Source organism: Agromyces sp. S2-1-8, assembly GCF_021129215.1.
Classification (GTDB): domain Bacteria; phylum Actinomycetota; class Actinomycetes; order Actinomycetales; family Microbacteriaceae; genus Agromyces; species Agromyces chromiiresistens.
Genome location: NZ_JAJOLP010000001.1, coordinates 235,105 through 254,982 on the forward strand (window position 1 = coordinate 235,105; position 19,878 = coordinate 254,982).

Consider the following 19,878-nt stretch of genomic DNA (forward strand, 5'->3'; position numbering starts at 1 on the left):
CACATGAAGCGGGGGCGATTGCGGGTGCTGCTGGGTGCCGCTCCCGGCGTCGGCAAGACCTACACCATGCTCGAGGAGGGCAGGCGACTCGTCGGCGAGGGGCACGACGTCGTCGTCGGCTTCGTCGAGACGCACGGGCGGCGCGCGACCGCCGACATGGCCGAGGGGCTCGAGATCGTGCCCCGACGCGCGATCGAGCACCGGGGCGTGACCCTCGACGAGATGGACCTCGACGCGGTGCTCGCGCGCCGGCCCGAGGTCGCCCTCGTCGACGAGCTCGCCCACACGAACGCCCCCGGCTCGCGCCACGCGAAGCGCTGGCAGGACGTCGAGGAGCTGCTCGACGCCGGCATCGACGTCGTCTCGACCGTGAACACGCAGCACATCGAGTCGCTCGGCGACGTCGTGCTGCAGATCACGGGAGTGCCGCAGCGCGAGACCATCCCCGACCGGGTGCTGCGCGCCGCCGACCAGGTCGAGGTCGTCGACCTGTCGCCGCAGGCCCTGCGCGACCGGCTCTCGGGCGGCCTCGTCTACCCCGCCGAGCGCATCGACGCCGCGCTGTCGAACTACTTCCGGCTCGGCAACCTCACCGCGCTCCGCGAGATCGCGCTGCTGTGGCTCGCCGACGAGGTCGACCAGGCGCTCAAGAAGTACCGGGCCGAGCACGGCATCGACCGCAAGTGGGAGGCGCGCGAGCGCGTCGTCGTCGCGCTCACGGGCGGACCCGAGGGCGAGACCCTGCTGCGCCGCGGCGCCCGCATCGCCGCCCGCGCGTCGGGCGGCGAGCTCATCGCCGTGCACGTGACGAACCCCGACGGCATGCGGGCGAGGCATCCCGGCGCGCTCGACGCCCAGCGCACGCTCGTCGAGCAGCTGGGCGGCACGTTCCACCAGGTGGTCGGCGAGGACGTGCCGCGTGCGCTCGTCGAGTTCGCGCGGTCGATGGACGCGACGCAGCTCGTCATCGGCGTCAGCCGCCGGTCGCGCCTCGCGGCCGCGTTCTCACCGCCGGGCATCGGCGCGACGGTGATCCGCGAGTCCGGCGACATCGACGTGCACATCGTGACCCACGCCGCAGCCGGTGCTGCGGTCTCGCTGCCCCGGCTCGCGCGCGGCGCGCTCGGCCGCACGCGGCTCGTGATGGGATTCGTCGTGGCGCTCGTCGCGGGGCCGCTGCTCAGCTGGGTGCTGACGCGCTTCCACACCGAGTCGTCGATCACGAGCGACGTGCTCGCGTACCAGCTGCTCGTCATCGTCGTCGCACTCATCGGCGGCATCTGGCCGGCCCTGTTCGCGGCCGTGCTCTCGGGCCTCACGCTGAACTTCCTCTTCATCGAACCGCTCTACACGCTCACGATCGCCGAGCCGCGCCAACTGCTGGCCCTCGTCTTCTACGTCGCCAACGCGCTGCTCGTGAGCTACGTCGTCGACCAGGCCGCCCGCCGCACCCGAGAGGCGCGGCGAGCGGCCGCCGAGTCGCAGATGCTCGCGACCATGGCCGGCAGCGTGCTGCGCGGCGAGGACGCCCTGCAGGCGATGGTCACCCGCACGCGCGAGGCGTTCGGTCTGACGGGCGTGCGGCTCCTGGTCGACGGCGAGCCGGTCGTCGCCGACGGCGAGCCCTCGAACGACGATCGCGTCACGCTGCTGCCCATCGCCGACCGCGCCGTGCTCGAGCTGCACGGACACGACCCCGATACCTCGGAGCGGCGCCTGCTGCAGGTCATCGCCACCCAGATGGATGCGGCCCTCGAGCACGGCGCGCTCGCCCGTGCCGCCGAGACCGCCGACGCGCTCGCCGAGACCGACCGGGTGCGCTCGGCGCTGCTCGCCGCGGTCGGGCACGACCTGCGACGACCGCTCACCTCTGCCTCGGCCGCCATCAGCGCGCTGAGGTCGGCCGAGGTACGGCTGCCCGACGACGAGCGGCAGGAGCTGCTCGACACGGCCGCCGAGAGCCTCGACTCGCTCGCCGAGCTCGTCACGAACCTGCTCGACGTGAGCCGCGTGCAGGCCGGGGCGCTCGCGGTGCGGCTCGCACCGGTGGAGGCGGCCGACGTCGTGTTCCCCGCACTCGACGAGCTCGGGCTCGGGCCGGGCGAGGTCGAACTCGATCTCGCCGACGATGCGCCGCAACTGCTCGCCGACGCGGGCCTGCTGCAGCGCGTCGTCGTGAACCTGCTCGCGAACGCGGTGCGGCACTCCCCCGTGGGTGAGCGGGTGCGGCTCGCGGCGTCCGGATTCCGCGGTCACGTGCAGTTGCGCATCGTCGACCGGGGTCCGGGCATCCCGCCCGAGCGCCGCGACGAGGTGTTCACACCGTTCCAGCGGCTCGGCGACACCGACAACGAGACCGGGCTCGGACTCGGACTCGCCCTGTCGAAGGGGTTCGTCGAGGGCATGGACGGCACACTGGAGGTCGAGGACACACCGGGCGGTGGACTCACGATGGTGGTCACCCTGCCGGCCGTGACCGCCGACCGCGACGCCCGCCCACCCGCGACACCCGAGGAGGCGCGATGAGGATCCTCCTCGCCGACGACGACGAGCAGCTGCAGCGCGCCCTGCGCATCACGCTCGCCGCGAGGGGGTACGACGTGCTGCACGCGCGCGACGGCGCCGAGGCCATCGACCAGGCGGCCAACGGGCACCCCGATCTCATCCTGCTCGACCTGGGCATGCCGAAGGTCGACGGCATCGACGTGATCCGTGCCGTTCGGGCGTGGTCGAGCGTGCCGATCCTCGTGCTGTCAGGGCGTACCGACTCGGGCGAGAAGGTCGAGGCGCTCGACGCCGGTGCCGACGACTACGTCACGAAGCCGTTCGCGATGGACGAGCTCCTCGCCCGCATCCGTGCGCGCTCGCGCCGGCCGGCCGACGACGGCGACGGGGCGGCCGTGCATCGGGTCGGCGAGCTGAAGGTCGACCTCGCCGCCCGGGTCGTGCGGCCCGTCGCATCCGAGGGCGGCGGCCGCGAGGCATCCGTTCGCCTGACGCCGACCGAGTGGCGGCTCCTCGAGCTGTTCCTCAAGCACCCCGGGCGGCTGCTCACGCGCGAGATGCTGCTGAGCGAGGTGTGGGGCCCGTATCACGCGAACGACGCCGGATACCTGCGGCTCTACGTCGCGCAGCTGCGGCGCAAGCTCGAGCCGGTGCCGTCGGAGCCCCGCCACTTCCTCAACGAACCGGGCCTCGGGTACCGCTTCGAGCCGTAGGCGACGTCGGGTCGTCGGCAGCGCACGCGCCGGATCGCGCGTTGATCCCCGCCCGACCAGCTGGGATCGTCCCTCCGGTGAACGCGGCCACACGGCCACACGGCCACACGGCCACACGGCCACACGGCCACACGACCACACGACCACACGACCAGTGATGCGAACCCGCCGCCGCTCGTCACCCGCGCCCTACCTCCGACGGAGTACGCGCAGTGTCGCCGCCGGGCGGATGTGCGGCCGGCGCGGCTCGCGCAGGATCGAGGCATGACCCACCACTCCTTCCGATTCGGCGCCGTCGTCGGGCGACGCGGCACGGCGGCCGTCTGGGGCGCCACTGCGCGCGAGCTCGAGCAGGCGGGCTTCTCGTCGCTGCTCGTGCCCGACACGCTCGGTACCGCCTCCCCGTTCCTCGCACTCGCGGCCGCCGCGACGACGACCGAGCGGCTGCACCTCGGCACGTGGGTGCTCGCCGCGCCCCTGCGGTCGGCGGCTGCCGTCGCACGCGAGGCGTCGACCCTGCACGAGCTCGCGGGCGGGCGATTCGAGCTCGGCCTCGGCGCGGGGCGCCCCGGCGGCGAGCACGACGCCCTCCGGCTCGGCGTCGACTGGGGTGCGCCCGGCCGGCGCGTCGACGCGGTCGAGCGGGCGCTGATCGCCGTGCACGCCGAGCTGCCGGACCTGCCGGTCGTGATCGCGGGCAACGGCGACCGGATGCTGCGCCTCGCCGGCGCCCATGCGCGCACGCTCGCCCTCGCCGTGCCGCCGACCGCGACGGTCGACGAGGTGGCCGCGCTCGCGACCCGCGCCCGGGATCGGGCGGGCACCGACCTCGAGATCGCGCTGCAGATCGCCGGCGTGGGCGAGTCCCTGCCCGAGTGGCTGTCGACGCGGCTCGGGCTGACGCCCGAAGGGCTGCGCGAGGCCGACGCGGCGGCCCTCCTCTCGGGCGACGTCGACCGCGACGCCGCCCACCTCGAGCGGCTGCGGGAGGTCGCCGGCGTCTCGTACGTCACGATGTCGCACGAGCACGCCGCCGTGCTCGGCCCGCTCGTCGCGAGGCTCGCCGGCCGCTGACGGCTGCCGACGTCCGCCGCGGCGCTATCCGAACGCGGGCAGTGCGGCGAGCGCGGCGAACCACGCCGCCGCGGTCGCGCCGTCGAACGGCGGTTCGCGGCGCCGCACCGCCCCGAGCACCCCGTCGGCGTCGGCACGCACCCGCGCCACGAGCTCGGAGGGGTAGCCGAAGCGCACCGAATGCTCGGCGAACTCCTCCTCGTCGTCGATGAACGCAGCCTCGCCGTCGCGTTCGACCACGTCGAGGTCGAGGTCGACGTACGCGACCGTGAAGCCCGAGGCATCCGCGCGCCATTCGGGCACCGTGGCGAGGTCGACGTAGGTGCCGAGTCCGCGCGGATGCCCGAGGTTGAAGGCCGGCACCCAGCCCGCCGGCGTGACGAGCGTGAGCGACGGCCAGTCGGCCGTGAACTCCGCGCCCGGCCGCGCGAATCGCGTGCCCGGCGGGAAGCCGATCCATCCGCCGTGCTCGTCGGCGCCGAGCCAGACGCCGTCGAACGCCCAGTGCGGCGAGCCGTCCCACTTCGTTGCACGCACGCGCACGGTGTCGCCCGACCGGCGCCCGGTCATCGATGGGACGTCCATCCGACCACCGTAGCGCCGGGGAGAACCCGGGCGCGGGCGCCGCCGACGCCATGTCCGGAACTCGCCGGACACCCGGTGCGCGGCCCGCGAGGCTGGAGTCCCAGACCAGGAAGGCCGCCCATGGGAACCGTGACCTCGCTCGACGCCCACGCGCATGGCACCCGGCATGCGTCGATCGCGCCCGCGATCCTCTACTTCGGCAGCCAGGTGTCGCTGCTCTCGACCGTCGACGAGGAGGGGCATCCGAATCTCGCGCCGAACTCGTCGGTGTGGTGGCTCGGCCAGACCGCGATGCTCGGCGTCGCGGCGCGCAGCCAGACGGGCCGCAATCTCCTGGCGAACGGCGAGGCGGTGATCAACCTGCCCTCGATCGCCGGCGTCGACGCGGTCGACCGGCTCGCCCTCACGACCGGCCGCAATCCGGTCCCCGACCGAAAGGCTGCGGCGGGCTACCGGCACGTGCGCGACAAGTTCGCCGAAGCGGGTGTGCGGCCGATCGCGGCCGAGACGGTCGCGCCCCCGCGCGTGGCCGAGTTCCCCGTGCACCTGGAGGGGCGGGTCGTCACGATCCACCCGATGGGCGGCGCGGCGACCACGGCGGAGGCGAGCCTGCTGGCGGTCGAACTCGGCATCACCCGTGTGCACGTGGTCGAGTCGCTGCGGATGCCCGGCCACGCCAACCGCATCGACCCCGGGCGCTGGCGGCCCCTCATGATGAACTTCCAGCGGTTCTTCGGACTCGGCGACGAGACGATGCCGTCGCGCCTCGCGAGCATCGACGAGGAGTGGTACCGCGGCTGAGCCCGCCGGCGCGCACCGGCGGGCTCAGCCGCGAGGCATCCCGTCAGCTCAGCTCGGCGACCGCGCGGCTCGCCTCGTCGACGGCGGCGTGCGTGTAGCCGAACGCCTGGGCGTCGGAGTTCGCGATCGTGATGTTGCCGTGCCGACGACGCGCGGCCTGGAACGGCTGCTGCTCGAGCGGGCCGAAGATCGCGGGGTCGGCGATCGAGTTGTACTCGTAGGCGTAGCCGTGCGACCAGCGGTTCACGGTGATCGCAGCGATGTCGCGCTTCGCCTCGAACCCGAAGCCGCCGAGCGAGCGCTGCATGAGATCGCGGATGTCTCGTTCGAAGTCCGCGAACGTCACCTGCAGCAGCTCGCGGCGACCGGCCTTGTGCTGGTCGCGGGTGATGCGCTCGCCCGGCAGGTTCGGCGTCTTCGACAGCGTGACGACGATCGGCTCCTCGGGGTCGCGCGCCGACCGGTAGCCGCCCTGGTCGGTCGGGGTGGCGAGGCCGAGGCTGTCCCAGAAGTGGTTGTACGGCGTGACCCGCGAGACGCCGGCGTCGGCGAACGCGGTCCAGTTCTTCACCGCGACGCGGGCGTAGACGAGCGGCACCTTCACGCCGTAGCGCATCGCCTCGACCTGCTCGGCGGGCAACCCGTCGACGATGTACGACGAGACCGCGTTCCAGCACGCCATGACGACGTGCTTCGCCTCGACCCGGTACGCCGTGCCGCCGTTGACGTAGTCGACGTCGATCGGCCCGCTCGTCCCGGCGCGGTGGCGCACGGCGGTCGCCATGCTGTTGAGGCGGATGCGGACCGGCGACTTCGGGTGGTCGAGCAGCGCGTAGTTGGCCGAGGCGCCGATGATGCTCTCCTGCGTCTGCACGCCGCCGAACGCCTGCGGGACGAGCCGAGAGACGAGCAGTCGCGACACGGTCGCGCCGCCGTCGGGGAAGTAGTACAGCTCCTCGTCGGTCGTCGTGAGCGACATCGCCGGTGTCCGGCCGATGCCGGGATACGGTTCGGGGCTCAGCCCGAGGCCGCCGAAGCCCGGATAGCCGACGCCCCAGCAGTCGCCGGCGGGCACGGCCTCGATACCGGCGCCCCACAGGCCGTGCGGGCGCTTCTGGTAGTAGACGAGGGCCTCGTCGCCGACGCCGACGAGATTCTGCAGGTACTCGCGGTAGGTCATGCGGGCGAGCGCCTGCTTCTTCTCGGCATCGCTGAGCCCGGGCAGCACGTCGTCGTCGAACGTCTCGATGCGCATGATGTCGTCGCGGGCCTGCTGCGAGAGCGGCAGGCGTGACACGAGCGACGCGGTGGACTCTCCCGGCGCCCGCCGCAGGAAGGTGTCGGCGCCGAACGACTCCTCGGGGAAGAAGTAGCCGTTCGTGAGCCCCATCGATCCGTAGAGGCCGGTGTCGACGCCCTCCGCGAGCTCCGCGAAGTCGATGCCGAGGTCGTCCATGAGCTCGAGCGACGGCGCGTTCCAGGTGTCGGGGCTGTCGAGGTTCACCATTCCGCCGTTGCTGAGCAGGGTGCGCCCGCGCACCGAGAACTCGTTGCGGTGCTGGTGGCCGCCGAAGTCGGCGAGCGCCTCGACCACGAGGATGCGCGCCTCGGCACCGAACCGCTTGCGGTAGAAGTGGGCGGCCGCGAGCCCGCTCACCCCGCCGCCCACGACGACGAGGTCGTACGCCTCCCCCGTGCGCTTGGGCGTGCCGAAGTCGGCGCCGCCGAACGTCGCGCCGTGCCCGGCCTGTCGAGCCGAGTCGGTCTGCCCCACGAGCCCCGTCTGCCGCGGCCGGCTCGCCGCCGCATGCCCGCCACCCGCCTGGGCGTGCGCCGCCCCGCCGGGCACCGCGGTCAGCGCCGCCGCGCCGGCCGCGACGGCCATGCCGTTGAGCAGGTCGCGCCGGCTGATGCCCGCCGACATCCCGAGTTCTTCATCTCCGTGCTTCGCCATGTCAGACCCCTTCGTCGTCCACTTCGTCTGCGTCGTCCGATGTCCGCGAGCCCGTGGCCCCGCGTGTCCGCAGGCTAACGAGCGGGTTCGACGAGGGTCAAGGATTTCGTTGAACAATCTGCGAAGTCGGTCGAACTCGTCTGTCGCCGACCGACGATCCGACGGAATCCGCAGCGGCGACGCAGCCGCGATGCCGCGCGGATCGTCGTCGCCCGCATGTCCCGTCCGTTCGCTCGACATCCCGGCGCGGGCGGGCCGGATGCGAGGATTGAACCCGTGGACTGTTCGTACTTCGACGCCGGGCGCTGTACCTCGTGCGCGCTCATGGGCCGACGGTACGACCTCCAGCTCGCCGACAAGCAGGCGCACGCCGAAGCGCTGCTCGCGCCGTTCGGCGTCGGCCACTGGGAGCCGCCGGTCGCCAGTCGCGAGGACGCCTACCGCAACAAGGCGAAGATGGTCGTCGGCGGCACGGTCGACGCTCCCACGATCGGCATCCTCGACGCCGACGGCTACGGCATCGACCTGCAGGCGTGCGGCATCTGCTCCGACGGCCACCGGGCGGCGTTCCCCGTGCTCGCCCGCTTCATCACCCTCGCCCGTATCACTCCGTACGACGTACGCCGTCGCTCGGGCGAACTCAAGCACCTCATCGTCACCGAGTCGCCCGACGGCGAGCTCATGGTGCGCTTCGTGCTGCGCTCGACCGAGCCGGTCGCCCGCATCCGCAAGCACCTGCCGACGCTCCTCGCCGAGCTGCCGAACGCGCGCGTCGTGACCGCGAACGTGCTGCCCGAGCACAAGGCGGTGCTCGAGGGCGAGCACGAGATCGTGCTCACCGAGGCCGAGACACTGCCGATGCGGCTCAACGACGTGACGATGCACCTGCGCCCGCAGAGCTTCTTCCAGACCAACACCGCGATCGCGGCCGCGCTCTACGCCGAGGCCCGCACCTGGATCCGCGACCTCGCCCCCGACTCGGCGTGGGACCTCTACTCGGGCGTCGGCGGGTTCGCCCTGCACATCGCCGGCGCAGCCGGCTCGGCGAGCACCGCGGGCTCGGCCGACGGCGCGGGCCCTGCGGTCACGGGCATCGAGACGAGCGTCGAGGCGGTCGCGAGCGCCGAGTTGAGCAGAACGGATGCCGCGCTCTCACGCCTCCGGTTCGCCGCGGGCGACGCGACCGACTTCGCGCTTCGCGCGCGGCCCGCCGACGCCCCCGACCTCGTCATCGTCAATCCGCCCCGGCGCGGCATCGGCCCCGAGCTCGCGCACTGGCTCGAGGCATCCGACGTGTCGCACGTGCTGTACTCGAGCTGCAACGCCGCCTCGCTCGCGAAGGACCTCGCGGCGATGCCGTCGCTGCGGCCGGTGCGGGCGCGCGTGTTCGACATGTTCCCGCAGACGACGCACTTCGAGGTGATGGTGCTGCTCGGGCGGCGCTGACCGGATGCCGCCGGTCTCGCGCCGCGACCGCGTCACTTCGAGGTCGAGTGGCCGCCGGGCGGACTCGGCATCGAGGCCCGATCCCTGGCCTCCGCGATCGCGACGATCAGGTTCTGCATGCCGGCGAAGATGATGCCGTGGAACGGGAGGATCGCCCACCAGTAGAGGCGTCCGGTCAGGCCCTTGGGGAAGTACACGGCCCGCTGGGTGTACCGGGAACCGCCGCCGTTGGGTTCGCAACGCAATTCCAGCCACGCGCGGCCCGGCAGCTTCATCTCGGCGCGGAGCCTGAGCAGGCGTTCTTCCTCGCAGGCCTCGACCCGCCAGAAGTCGATCGCGTCGCCGACGGCGACACGCGTTCGGCTGCGACGCCCGCGCGCGAGGCCGACACCGCCGACGAGCCGGTCGGCCCAGCCTCTGAGCGACCAGAGCAGCGGCGTCGAGTACCACCCGTTCTCGCCGCCGATGCCGGCGATCACCGACCACAGCGCCGCGACGCTCGCGGAGGTCTCTCGCGATCGATCGTCGGTGTACACGGTGCGACCCGCCCAGTCGGGGTCGCTGGGCAACGGGTCGCTCGGCGCCTCGGGCACCTTGGCATCGAGCCAACTCGTCTCGACCTCGTCGTTCTCGACGCGGCCGAGCGCCAACGACACCGCCTCCCGATACGGCGTGAGCCCGCCCGGCGGCGGCGGGATGAGCGCATCGATGTCGTGGTTCTGCATGACGCAGTCGTTCTGCAGCGACTCGACCAGCGGTCGTGCCAGCGCACGAGGTATCGGGGTCACGAGGTCGACCCAGTGCGATGCGAGGCTCGGCGTGAGGACCGGGAGTGCGGCGATCCCGCGCTGCGGCAGGCCCGCTTCGATCGCATAGCCGTTCATCATCTGGCCGTACCGCCACACGTCCGGGCCGCCGATGTCGAGCGTCCGGTTCACCACGGCCGGGAGGTGCGCAGCGGCGAGGAGGTAGTAGAGCACGTCGCGTACCGCGATGGGCTGGATGAAGTTCCTGACCCATCGGGGGGCGGGCATGTACGGAAGCACCTCGGTGAGATGGCGGATCATCTCGAAGGATGCCGACCCCGACCCGATCACGACCCCCGCTTGCAGGGCCACGGTCGGCACTCCGGAACCGAGCAGGATCTCTCCGACCTCCACTCGGGAACGCAGGTGGTCGGAGAGCTCCGCGCCCGGCGGGTGCAGACCACCCAGGTACACGATGCGGCGGACGTTCGCGTGACGTGCCGCCCGTGAGGCGACCAGCGCCACCCTGCGATCGAGGTCCGCGAATCGCCGGCCGCTCGTCATCGAGTGGATGAGGTACCACACGACGTCGACGTCCTGCATCGCACGACCGACGACGTCGGCGTCACGGGCGTCACCGACGACCACGTCCACGTCGGAGCCCCACGCGAAAGCCGCCAACCGCTCGGGGCTGCGCACGAGGACCCGCACGCCGTAACCGGCCGCGAGAAGTCGCGGCACGAGCCTCCCGCCGATGTACCCCGTCGAGCCCAGGACCAGCACCCGCTCGGCGGTGCCGTCGCCGCGCAGGCGTGACCGCAGTGCGGGTTCGCGCCCCGTCGGTGCCGTCAGGGCGTCAACGCTCATTCCCCAACACCTCCCGGAGCACGGGCCTCAGCGTCTCGCGAAGCCGTCGACACCCGGCGGACTCCGCGTCCTGCCCGCTCGATGCCCATCATCCACCTTCATCCGGGCGCAGCCAACCGAGCTCGGAGTCTGCGGAAGGATGGCGAAGCGACGTGCACCCGGCGCGCGCCCCGGCGTCGTCGGCCCCGCAATCCCTTCCGGCGAATTCACCCCTGTTCAGGTGTTTCATTCCGAATCGGCTATACTGGAAGGTCACGCGAAAGGAGGTGACATGCGAAGGATCGGAATCATCCCCACGACCGTCATCGTCGCGGTATGGGTGTTCTTCATCGGCTTCACGTTCGGCTACCTGAACGAGCTCGAGGCCGGCACGACGACGGCGACGAACGCCGGGCTGCTCTCCGGAGCTGCCGCCCTCGCGCTCGGTGCCGCCACGTACCTCGTGGTCAAGCTCGTGCGCGCCGTGACCCACGCACGCCGCGGGCACGACGCGAAGCACGCGGGCTGAGGCCCGGGCGGTCGACGGCGCTGAGCGCCCGACCGCGCCTCATCGGCCGGGGAGCGATGGTCGCTTCCCGGCCGATCTGCGTCTCGGGGTGCTCAGCGGGTCGCGCCCGCCCGCGCCAGGCAGAACCGCCGCACCGGCTCGGTCGGCACGAGCCCGGCGAGCTCGGCGTACTGCGCCGACGCCTCGGCGCGACGCCCGGTGCGCCAGTCGAGGTCGGCGAGCGCGAGCCTCGCGTCGACCGCCGCATACGGTGCCGAGCCCTCGGCGAGCGCGCGCAACTCGCTCGACACCCTCCGCAGCACGGCCGTGCGCTCCCCCGACGGCGAGGCGAGCAGCGCCCGGTGCAGTTCGGCCGACAGCCGCGCAACCGTCACCGACGGTGCACCCCACACCCGTTCCAGCGCGCGGTAGAAGCCGACGACCCGGTCCCAGTCGGTCGCGGCGAAGCTCGGCGCAGTGCTGTGCAGGCCCGCGATGGCGGCCTCGAGCACGAACCTCCCGTCGCCGCGATCGGCCGCGGCCGCCGCGTCGTCGAGGCCGGCCTCGATGAGCCGGCGGTCCCACAGCCGACGGTCGACCTCGTCGAGCGGCAGGGCCGCGCCCGCCTCGTCGAGTCGCCCCGGCCGGCGGGCGAGGCCCAGTCGGATCACCGCTCGCAGCCCCCGCACCTCGGCGTCGTCGGGATACTCGGCGACGAGCGCGTCGGCGATCGACAGCGCCTGCCGGCCGAGGTCGTCGAACGGCGTCTGCGGGTCGAGCACGTCGCGGTGCGCGACCGTGAACATGCCCGCGACGCTCGCGAGCACGACGGGCAGCCGCACCCGCCGCTCGGGCGCCTCGGGAACGTGGAACCGCCCGCGCGCCTCGGCGAGCGCGTGCTTCGCGCGCGTCAGCCGGGCGGCCGCGGCGGAGGGCTGCACACCGAGGTGGGCGGCGATGCGCGGCACGTCGAGCCCGCAGACCAGCCGCAGCGCGAGCACGAGCCGCGCCTGCTCGGTGAGTGCGGGATCGCACGCCACGAACAGGAGGGCGAGGCGGTCGTCGAGCGCGCCGCTCGAGAGCGGCCCGTCGATCGAGGATGCCTCGGCCGAGGCATCCTCGTCGGTGGCCGTCGCCTGTTCGGCGGCGACCCGCTCGGCGTGGCGCTGCTCGGTCGCGGCGCGACGGCGATCGTCGATGAAGGCGCGCTTGCCGACCGCGATGCACCACGCGGCGAGCGAGCCGAGCGGCGGACCGTCGCCGGCCCGGGCGACGGCCCTCGCGACGGCCTCGGCGGCGTACTCCTGCGCGTCGTCCACGCTGCCCGTGTAGGCGGCGAGGGCGCGCACGATCCGCGGCCAGGCGTCGACGAAGTCCTCGCCGAGGCCGGCGACCGACTCGCTCACGAGACGGGGAACACCTTGCGCCACTCGATGTGCCCGCCGGTGGGCACGAGGGCGGCGATCTGCCGGGCGAGCTGCTCGTCGTCGGTCTCGACGAGGTAGTAGCCCGAGACCACCTCGGTCGTGTCGGGGTAGGGCCCGTCGGAGTAGACCGCGTCGTCGAGCACCCGGTCGCCGTCGCCGGGGGTGACCCGCCCGCCGTGCCGCGCGTTCTGCAGGGCGGCACCGCCGACGAGGCGGGCGCCGAGCTTCACGACGGCCTCCTGGAAGGCCTTGTGCGCGGGGAAGTTGTTCTCGGGGTCGCCGCCGGGCACGCCGCCGCCCCCGTTCAGGAACGCGTCCGAGTCCCAGTCGGGCTCGTGGATGAGGTACATGTACGTGTCGGTCATGGCGTCTCCTTCGTCGGCCCTTTCGGGCACGTGACGACGTTCGTCACACCATGGTGACGAACTCGGCCGCTCGAAATCGACACCCGGCCGTGAAACTCAGAGGTTCGCCGTGAGGCGCGCGAGCTCGGCGAGCCGGTCGGCCCGGTCGCGCGGCGCACCCGGCACCCCCGGCCGCTGCTGGTCGGGCCGCGGCCCCGAGGGCGGCCGGTAGGCGACACCCCGCGCATCGAGCCAGGCGAGATACCCGGGCAGCCGGGCGGCGAAGTCGTCGGGGTCGACGGGCCCGCCGTTCCAGGCGACCTCGGCGAACGCCCCGAGCCGCGGGAACACCGCGTAGTCGAGCCGATCGCGACCGTCGAGATGCTCGCACCAGACGTTCGCCTGCACGCCCGCCACGCGGTCGGCGAACCAGGCCGGCGACTCGGCGGGCACGGGGTCGAAGGTGCCGACGTCCTCGACCGACAGCACGGTGCCGACCGGGATCGGCTCCTCGGGCAGGTCGGACTGCCGGTAGTCGAGGTAGGTCCACAGGTCGGGGCACAGCACGACGTCGTGCCCGAGCCGCGCGCCCAGCTCGGCGCCGACCGGCCCGCGCCACGACGCCACGATCGCGTCGGGTGCGGGGTCGCGGCCCTCGAGCATCTCGTCCCAGCCGACGACCCGGCGGCCGTGGCCGCGTACGCGGTCGGCGATGCGCGCGAGGAACCACGACTGCAGCTCCTCCTCGGTCGTGAGCCCGCGCTCGGCCATGAGCTCCTGCGTGCGCGGGTCGGCCCGCCAGCGATCCTTGCGCACCTCGTCGCCGCCGATGCCGATGAACTCGGAGTCGAACACCTCGCACAGCTCGTCGAACACGGTGCCGACGAACTCGAGCGTCGCGTCGTCGACGTTCAGCACCTCGTCGCTGATGCCGAACCGCGGCCACGGCTCGGCGACGCGCTCGCTCACGGCCTCGGCGCCGCCGACCCCGAACTCGGGATACGCGGCGAGGATCGCCTGCGCGTGCCCCGGCACGTCGATCTCGGGCACGATGCGGATGCCTCGCGCCGCCGCGAATCGCACGAGCCCGCGCAGTTCGCCATGGGTGTACCAGCCCTCGTGCGGAACCCCGTCGAGCGTCGAGTGCGGCCCGTGGCCGAGCTGGGTCTGCGAACGCCGTCCGCCGACCTCGGTGAGGCGCGGGTAGGCGCGGACCTCGAACCGCCAGCCCTGGTCGTCGGTGAGGTGCAGCTGGAGCACGTTGATGCGGTGCGCGGCGAGCAGGTCGATGAACCGCTCGAGATCGGCCACCGGCCGGAAGCGCCGGGCGACGTCGAGCATGACGCCGCGCCACGCGAAGCGCGGCTCACCCTCGAGGCGGAGGCCGGCGGCGGTCGAGTCGGCGCGCAGCGCCGTCTCGAGACCCTCCCCGACGTGGTCTCGAAACGCTCCTCCGTCGCTCCTCGACCGACGCCCCACGGTCACGCGCCGGCCGCCAGCTCGCGGGCACGTGCGAGCGCGGCGTCGGTCGCGCGGTCGAACGTTTGCTTGAGCGACGCCTCCTCGAGCACGGCGACCGCGCGCTCGGTGGTGCCCTTCGGGCTGGTCACCCGGCGACGCAGCTCGGCCGGCTCCTCGCCCGCGTCGGCGAGCAGCTCGCTCGCACCGCGGAACGTGCCCTGCACCATGGTCGCGGCCTGCTCGGGCGTGAAGCCCTTGTCGATCGCCGTCGCCGTGAGCTGCTCGATGAGGTAGAAGACGTACGCCGGCCCCGAGCCCGAGATCGTCGACAGCGCGTCGAGCTGCGACTCGGGCACGACGAGCACGTCGCCGACGGTCTCGAAGAGCGCGACCGCGAGGGCGAGGTCGTCGTCGCTCGAGCGGGTGCCGGGCGAGACGCCGGTCACGGCGCGCCCGACGACGGCCGGGGTGTTCGGCATCGTGCGGATGACGCTGACCGTGTCGGGCAGCAGCGACTCGTACGTCGCGACCGTGACGCCCGCGGCGACCGACACGACGACCGTCCCGGGCTCGAGCGCGTCGGCGATCTCGCGGAGCAGGCCGGGCACCATCGCCGGCTTCACCCCGACGACCACGACCTTCGCGCCGGCGACCGCGCGGCGGTTCGCCGAGGCATCCTCGTCGGTGGAAGCGCTCGTGACGCCGGGCAGCGCGGCGAGCGCGGCGGCCTTCGCCGCCGACCGGTTCGTCGCGCGGATGCCCTCGGACTCCACACCCGGCCGGAGGAGCCCCGAGAGGATCGCCCCCGACATCGAACCGGCCCCGAGGAAGGCGATGACGGGCAGCTTCACGACGGCGTCGGCACTCATGCGACCATCCTAGGTTTCGTGAACGCGGGCGATCGCGGGCCTCCGTAGGATTGACGCCATGAGTGCATCGGGCGGTACCAAAGCCATCATCGCGGCGTTCCTCGCGAACCTCGGCATCGCGATCACGAAGCTCATCGCATGGGCGGTCTCGGGTTCGGCCTCGATGCTCGCCGAGGCGGTGCACTCGCTCGCCGACTCGGGCAACCAGGTGCTGCTCATCTTCGGCGGCCGCAAGGCGCGCAAGGTCGCCGACAAGGAGCACCCGTTCGGCTACGGCCGCGAGCGCTACGTCTACGCGTTCATCGTGTCGATCATCCTGTTCTCGGTCGGCGGCGTGTTCTCGATCTACGAGGGCGTCGACAAGCTGCAGCACCCGCACGAGCTGACGAACATCTGGGTGCCGATCGCCGTGCTCGTGATCGCGATCGTGCTCGAGTCGTTCTCGCTGCGCACCGCGGTGAAGGAGTCGAACCAGGTGCGCGGCCGGCAGAGCTGGGTGCAGTTCGTGCGACGCGCGAAGGCGCCCGAGCTGCCCGTGGTGCTGCTCGAGGACGTCGCGGCGCTCATCGGTCTGGTCTTCGCCCTCCTCGGCGTCGGCCTCACCGCGATCACGCACAACCCCGTGTTCGACGCGGTCGGCACGCTCATGATCGGCACGCTGCTCGTCGTCGTCGCGATCGTGCTCGGCATCGAGACGAAGTCGCTGCTCGTCGGCGAGGGCGCCGGCGAGGACGACGTGCAGAAGATCGAGCAGGCGATCCTCGCCGGTCCCGAGGCCGAGCGCATCATCCACATGAAGACCCTCTACCTCGGGCCCGACGAGCTGCTCGTGGCCGCGAAGCTCGGCTTCGCCTCCGACCAGCGCCTGCTCGAGGTGGCCGCCGCGACGAACGTCATCGAGCAGCGCATCCGGCATGCGGTGCCCGCGGCCCGGGTCATCTACATCGAGCCCGACGTCTACGTCGACCCGAACCAGACGGCGCCGCCGACCGACGCGATCGTCATCAAGGGCCTCGAGTGACGGCTGGTCCGCGGGCCGGTTCCGCGGCGCCGGCGATCGCGCGCACCGCGCTCGTGCTGCGGCACGACTCGGCGATCGGCCTCGGCAACCTCGGCCCGGTGCTCGAGGCGAACGGCTACGAGATCGTAACGGTCGACACCCCGACCGCGGACGTCTCGGGGCTCGACCCGCTCGGCGCCGACCTCGTCGTCGTGCTCGGCGGTGACGAGGCGGTCTACGAGACCGACCGCTACCCGTACCTCGCCGACGAGGTCGAGCTGCTGCGCGAACGCATCGCGGCCGAGGCCCCCGTCTTCGGGGTGTGCCTCGGTGCGCAGCTGCTCGCCGCATCGCTCGGCGGGCGGGCGTACCGGGGCGAGCGCAAGGAGGTCGGCTGGCTCGAGGTCGAGCCGACCGAGGCGGGCGCGGCGTCGCCGCTGCGTCACTTCGCCGGGGTGCCGACGGTGCAGTGGCACGGCGACACCTTCGAGCTGCCGGCCGATTCCGGGGTCGTGCGACTCGCCTCGTCGCCGCAGTACGAGAACCAGGCGTTCGCGAAGGGCCACTGGCTGCTCGCCGTGCAGTTCCACCCCGAGGTCGACGACGTCATCCACGACGAGTGGCTCGACGCGTGGGGCGACGAGCTGCCCGAGCACGGCACGAGTCGCGACGAACTGCGCGCCGGGTACGCCGAGCACGGCCGGCGCGCGCAGGAGGCATCCGCGCTGCTGTTCGGCGAGTACCTCGCGGGGCTCGACGCCCGCGCCACGACAGCGGTGGCCGAGTAGGCGCGACCGCCCGCCCGGCCACCGCGCCGGGTCAGGAGTGCGCGCCGCCGTCGATGCGCGACGCCTCCCGAGGAGTGGGAGGACCGGCGAGATCGCGCACGAGCGCGAGCACGTCGTCGACCGACTGGGCCGGGTCGGTCACGGGTGCCTGGATGTGCCGCACGACGCCCTCGGGGTCGACGAGCAGGGTGACGCGCTTCAGCCGATCGGCACCGCCGGCGCGGAACACGGGGAGCCGCAGCGCTGACGCTGCGAGGCCGTCCTGGTCGGAGGCGAGCAGGTAGGGCAGGTCGGCGTGCGCCGCGAAGGCTGCGAGCTGCTCGGGATGCTGCGTGCTCACGCCGAGCACCCGTGCGCCGGCCTCGGCGAGCGCCGCGTGGCGCCGGCCGTACGTGACGCACTCGAGCGTGCAGCCGGTCGTGCCGGGCACCTCGCCCCAGTGCGGCGGGTAGCCGTGCGTGCCGGGCGCGTAGGCGCCGGGGAAGAAGAACAGCGCCGTCCACCGGTCGGGGTCGACGAGACGGGCGGCGGACCCGTCGTGCGCCGCGAGCTCGACGTCGGGTACGTGCGCTCCCTCGAGGGCGCGGACCCGCGCGAGGTCGCCGTCGCCGAGCGCGCCGCTCAGCGTGCCGTCGCCCATGACGAACCGCGAGCCCCACTCCTGCAGCGCGAGCAGCACCGGCAGCAACCCCTCGCCGCTCGCCGTCAGGCGGTAGTCGTGCCGCGGCGGCCGTTCCGAGTACGGCACCTTCTCGAGCACCCCGTGCTCGACGAGCGCGCCGAGTCGCTCGGCGAGCGCGCGACGCGAGAGGCCGAGCTCGCGGGCGAACCCGTCGAACCGGGTGACCCCCGCGGCGGCCTCGCGCACGATCAGCAGGCTCTGCCAGTCGCCGACGATCGCGAGCGACTGCGCGATGCCGCACGAGCTGTCGGTGAGGTCCTCGCGGCGCATGCCGTCCATTCTCTCCTGCCCGCCGCTGATGCGCCGGGGTTCGTCCATACTGTAAGTTCCAATATGGAACTTACCTGATCCCGTCCCGATCGAGGAGGTCGCCGGTGGCCACGAGTGCACGGCCGTTCTGGATCTACTGGACCGCGAGCACGACGAGCGGCGTCGGCACCGCGGTCACCGCCGTCGCGCTGCCGCTGACGGCCGTCACCGTGCTCCATGCCGGTCCGGTCGAGACGGGCCTGCTCGCCGCGTCGTCGTACCTCGCCTGGGTGGTGCTCGGCCTGCCGGCGGGAGCGATCGTGCATCGGCTGCCGCTGCGCGCGACGCAGGTCGTCGCCGACCTGGTGCGCGCCGCGGCGATCGTCATGGTGCCGCTCGTCTGGTGGCTGGGCGAGCTCTCGCTCGTGCACCTCGTCCTCACGGCGCTCGCGGTGAACGTGGCCGAGGTGTTCTACTTCACGGCCAACACGACGTTCCTGCCGTCCGTCGTACCGAAGCACGAGCTGACGAGCCGGAACAGCCTCGTCTCCGGCACCCAGGCCGCGACCCAGCTCGGCGGGCCCTCGCTCGCCGGCCTGCTCGTGCAGGCGGTCGGCGCGGTGCCCGCGCTGCTCGTCGACGTCGCCTCCTACGTCACGTCGGCGCTGCTCCTGCGCCGGCTGCCCGAGCGGCGCGAACCCGCCCCGGCCGACGGCGCCGCCCGCGCCGGGATGGGGGCGATGATCGCCGAGGGGTGGCGGTTCGTGGTGCGGCACCCGGTGATGGCGCCCGCCACCTGGTGGGCGTGCGTCGTCAACCTCGTCTGCGGCGTGCAGGCCGGACTGTTCGCGGTGTACCTGGTGCGCGACCTCGAGGCGCCGCCCGCCATGGTGGGAGTGCTGCTCGCCGCCGACGGCGTCGGTTCACTGCTCGCCGCGGCGGCCACACCCTGGCTCGTCCGCCGCTTCGGGTCGGCACGGGTACTGCTCGTCGACGGGCTGGTCGGGTTCGCCGGGGCCGCGCTCATTCCCCTCGGCGCCGGGGCGGCCGGCTGGCTGTGCTTCGCGATCGGCACCCTCGTGTTCGGCGCCGCGGTCGTGCCCGGCAGCGTCGTGACGCGCACGTACCGGCAGGTGGCCAGCCCGCCCGAGCTGCTCTCGCGCGTCATGGCGACGGTGCGCTTCGTCTCGTGGAGCATGATTCCGGTCGGCGCCGTCGTCGCGGGCCTGCTCGCCGCGCAGGTGGGCAGCCGGTCGGTGCTGCTCGGGTCCGCGTTCATCCTGCTGCTCGGCCCGTTCATCGTGTGGTTCAGCCCGGTGCGCAGGCTCCGCAACCTCGAGGACTACGACGAGGGGCGGCGCAGCGGGTCCTCGAAGAACTCGAGCAGCAGCGCCGCGGATGCCTCGGCCTCGACGCCCGCATAGACCTCGACCCGATGGTTGAGCCGGCGGTCGCGCAGCACGTCGTAGAGCGACCCGGCGGCGCCGGCCTTCTCGTCCCATGCGCCGAACACCACGGTCGGCACCCGCGCGGCGAGGATCGCGCCCGCGCACATCACGCACGGCTCGAGCGTGACGACGAGCGTGCAGCCCTCGAGCCGCCAGTCGCCGGTCGCCTCGGCGGCGCGGCGCAGCGCGATCACCTCGGCGTGCGCCGTGGGGTCGCCGTGCAGCTCGCGCTCGTTGCGGCTCGAGGCGACGACGCGGCCCTCGCGGTCGATCACGACGGCGCCGACCGGCACGTCGCGGGTCGCGGGCGCCCGGGCGGCCTCGGCGAGCGCGAGGCGCATCCACTCGCGGTGGATCGCCGGCCCCGAAGCATCCATGCCGTTCACCCCTTCGCCGAACTCCCCTGACGGAAGAAGACCCCCGCAACCTAGA

The 19,878-nt window shown here is 73.0% G+C and carries 18 protein-coding genes; 9 read left to right on the plus strand and 9 right to left on the minus strand.

The genetic code is table 11. The annotated features are described in order from the left end of the window. Positions 1 to 3 precede the first annotated feature (3 nt). The 3 genes from LR269_RS01035 to LR269_RS01045 all read left to right on the plus strand — a co-directional run bounded on the left by LR269_RS01035 (position 4) and on the right by LR269_RS01045 (position 4,292). A complete protein-coding gene (locus tag LR269_RS01035) occupies positions 4 to 2,526 on the plus strand; it encodes an ATP-binding protein (RefSeq protein WP_231428857.1) in 2,523 nt (840 codons plus the stop codon). Continuing rightward, positions 2,523 to 3,218 (plus strand): response regulator transcription factor, encoded by a 696-nt coding sequence (locus LR269_RS01040; RefSeq protein ID WP_231428858.1) that lies wholly within the window; start codon positions 2,523 to 2,525, stop codon positions 3,216 to 3,218. The genes LR269_RS01035 and LR269_RS01040 overlap by 4 nt, the downstream gene beginning before the upstream one ends. 264 nt (positions 3,219 to 3,482) lie before the next feature. After that, complete coding sequence (locus LR269_RS01045; RefSeq protein ID WP_231428859.1) at positions 3,483 to 4,292, plus strand: LLM class flavin-dependent oxidoreductase; 810 nt, start codon at positions 3,483 to 3,485, stop codon at positions 4,290 to 4,292. A gap of 24 nt (positions 4,293 to 4,316) precedes the next feature. On the opposite strand, the gene LR269_RS01050 is transcribed toward LR269_RS01045, so the two are convergent. Next, a complete protein-coding gene (locus LR269_RS01050; RefSeq protein ID WP_231428860.1) occupies positions 4,317 to 4,877 on the minus strand; it encodes a DUF402 domain-containing protein in 561 nt (186 codons plus the stop codon). Positions 4,878 to 4,997: 120 nt separating this feature from the next. On the opposite strand from LR269_RS01050, the gene LR269_RS01055 reads away from it, so the two are divergent. Beyond that, entirely contained in the window at positions 4,998 to 5,678 is a 681-nt protein-coding gene (locus tag LR269_RS01055) for a flavin reductase family protein (RefSeq protein ID WP_231428861.1), read from the plus strand. Positions 5,679 to 5,721: 43 nt separating this feature from the next. On the opposite strand, the gene LR269_RS01060 is transcribed toward LR269_RS01055, so the two are convergent. Next, entirely contained in the window at positions 5,722 to 7,632 is a 1,911-nt protein-coding gene (locus tag LR269_RS01060) for an NAD(P)-binding protein (RefSeq protein WP_231428862.1), read from the minus strand. Positions 7,633 to 7,908: 276 nt separating this feature from the next. Between LR269_RS01060 and rlmC the strand changes: the two genes are divergently transcribed. Then, on the plus strand, positions 7,909 to 9,078 hold the full coding sequence (gene rlmC, locus LR269_RS01065) for a 23S rRNA (uracil(747)-C(5))-methyltransferase RlmC (RefSeq protein WP_231428863.1): 1,170 nt from the start codon (positions 7,909 to 7,911) through the stop codon (positions 9,076 to 9,078). 32 nt (positions 9,079 to 9,110) lie between these two features. Here the strand turns inward: rlmC and LR269_RS01070 are convergent, their stop codons facing one another. After that, entirely contained in the window at positions 9,111 to 10,691 is a 1,581-nt protein-coding gene (locus LR269_RS01070) for an SDR family oxidoreductase (RefSeq protein WP_231428864.1), read from the minus strand. Positions 10,692 to 10,962: 271 nt separating this feature from the next. Here LR269_RS01070 and LR269_RS01075 point away from each other — a divergent pair, with 271 nt between their 5' ends. After that, positions 10,963 to 11,199: a hypothetical protein gene (locus tag LR269_RS01075; RefSeq protein WP_231428865.1), complete on the plus strand. Its 237-nt coding sequence runs from the start codon at positions 10,963 to 10,965 to the stop codon at positions 11,197 to 11,199. Between the two features lie 92 nt (positions 11,200 to 11,291). On the opposite strand, the gene LR269_RS01080 is transcribed toward LR269_RS01075, so the two are convergent. The 4 genes from LR269_RS01080 to proC form a co-directional block, all read right to left on the minus strand. Further along, positions 11,292 to 12,584, minus strand: coding sequence for a DUF6596 domain-containing protein (locus LR269_RS01080; RefSeq protein ID WP_231428866.1), 1,293 nt, complete (start codon positions 12,582 to 12,584; stop codon positions 11,292 to 11,294). Continuing rightward, positions 12,581 to 12,970 (minus strand): YciI family protein, encoded by a 390-nt coding sequence (locus LR269_RS01085; protein ID WP_231428867.1) that lies wholly within the window; start codon positions 12,968 to 12,970, stop codon positions 12,581 to 12,583. The genes LR269_RS01080 and LR269_RS01085 overlap by 4 nt, the downstream gene beginning before the upstream one ends. A 96-nt stretch (positions 12,971 to 13,066) precedes the next feature. Next, positions 13,067 to 14,434, minus strand: coding sequence for a beta-N-acetylhexosaminidase (locus LR269_RS01090; RefSeq protein ID WP_231428868.1), 1,368 nt, complete (start codon positions 14,432 to 14,434; stop codon positions 13,067 to 13,069). Then, a complete protein-coding gene (proC, locus tag LR269_RS01095) occupies positions 14,431 to 15,279 on the minus strand; it encodes a pyrroline-5-carboxylate reductase (protein WP_231428869.1) in 849 nt (282 codons plus the stop codon). The genes LR269_RS01090 and proC overlap by 4 nt, the downstream gene beginning before the upstream one ends. Before the next feature lie 58 nt (positions 15,280 to 15,337). Here proC and LR269_RS01100 point away from each other — a divergent pair, with 58 nt between their 5' ends. Together LR269_RS01100 and LR269_RS01105 are read left to right on the plus strand one after the other, a co-directional pair. Next, positions 15,338 to 16,300, plus strand: a complete 963-nt coding sequence (locus LR269_RS01100; RefSeq protein WP_231428870.1) for a cation diffusion facilitator family transporter — start codon at positions 15,338 to 15,340, stop codon at positions 16,298 to 16,300. Continuing rightward, on the plus strand, positions 16,297 to 17,067 hold the full coding sequence (locus LR269_RS01105; protein ID WP_231428871.1) for a gamma-glutamyl-gamma-aminobutyrate hydrolase family protein: 771 nt from the start codon (positions 16,297 to 16,299) through the stop codon (positions 17,065 to 17,067). The genes LR269_RS01100 and LR269_RS01105 overlap by 4 nt, the downstream gene beginning before the upstream one ends. Before the next feature lie 31 nt (positions 17,068 to 17,098). Here LR269_RS01105 and LR269_RS01110 read toward each other — a convergent pair whose 3' ends face one another. Then, a complete protein-coding gene (locus LR269_RS01110; RefSeq protein WP_231428872.1) occupies positions 17,099 to 18,019 on the minus strand; it encodes a winged helix-turn-helix transcriptional regulator in 921 nt (306 codons plus the stop codon). Between the two features lie 104 nt (positions 18,020 to 18,123). Here LR269_RS01110 and LR269_RS01115 point away from each other — a divergent pair, with 104 nt between their 5' ends. After that, complete coding sequence (locus LR269_RS01115; RefSeq protein ID WP_231428873.1) at positions 18,124 to 19,422, plus strand: MFS transporter; 1,299 nt, start codon at positions 18,124 to 18,126, stop codon at positions 19,420 to 19,422. Here the strand turns inward: LR269_RS01115 and tadA are convergent. After that, the gene (tadA, locus tag LR269_RS01120; RefSeq protein ID WP_231428874.1) at positions 19,341 to 19,823 is read right to left on the minus strand and encodes a tRNA adenosine(34) deaminase TadA; all 483 of its coding nucleotides are present in this window, start codon (positions 19,821 to 19,823) and stop codon (positions 19,341 to 19,343) included. The genes LR269_RS01115 and tadA overlap by 82 nt on opposite strands. Between the last annotated feature and the right edge of the window lie 55 nt (positions 19,824 to 19,878).

Coding starts and splice junctions, on each gene's coding strand:
- LR269_RS01035 (WP_231428857.1), top strand. CDS start 4: ATGAAGCGGGGGCGATTGCGGGTGCTGCTGGGTGCCGCTCCCGGCGTC.
- LR269_RS01040 (WP_231428858.1), top strand. CDS start 2,523: ATGAGGATCCTCCTCGCCGACGACGACGAGCAGCTGCAGCGCGCCCTG.
- LR269_RS01045 (WP_231428859.1), top strand. CDS start 3,483: ATGACCCACCACTCCTTCCGATTCGGCGCCGTCGTCGGGCGACGCGGC.
- LR269_RS01050 (WP_231428860.1), bottom strand. CDS start 4,877: ATGGACGTCCCATCGATGACCGGGCGCCGGTCGGGCGACACCGTGCGC.
- LR269_RS01055 (WP_231428861.1), top strand. CDS start 4,998: ATGGGAACCGTGACCTCGCTCGACGCCCACGCGCATGGCACCCGGCAT.
- LR269_RS01060 (WP_231428862.1), bottom strand. CDS start 7,632: ATGGCGAAGCACGGAGATGAAGAACTCGGGATGTCGGCGGGCATCAGC.
- LR269_RS01070 (WP_231428864.1), bottom strand. CDS start 10,691: ATGAGCGTTGACGCCCTGACGGCACCGACGGGGCGCGAACCCGCACTG.
- LR269_RS01075 (WP_231428865.1), top strand. CDS start 10,963: ATGCGAAGGATCGGAATCATCCCCACGACCGTCATCGTCGCGGTATGG.
- LR269_RS01085 (WP_231428867.1), bottom strand. CDS start 12,970: ATGACCGACACGTACATGTACCTCATCCACGAGCCCGACTGGGACTCG.
- proC (WP_231428869.1), bottom strand. CDS start 15,279: ATGAGTGCCGACGCCGTCGTGAAGCTGCCCGTCATCGCCTTCCTCGGG.
- LR269_RS01100 (WP_231428870.1), top strand. CDS start 15,338: ATGAGTGCATCGGGCGGTACCAAAGCCATCATCGCGGCGTTCCTCGCG.
- LR269_RS01110 (WP_231428872.1), bottom strand. CDS start 18,019: ATGCGCCGCGAGGACCTCACCGACAGCTCGTGCGGCATCGCGCAGTCG.
- tadA (WP_231428874.1), bottom strand. CDS start 19,823: ATGGATGCTTCGGGGCCGGCGATCCACCGCGAGTGGATGCGCCTCGCG.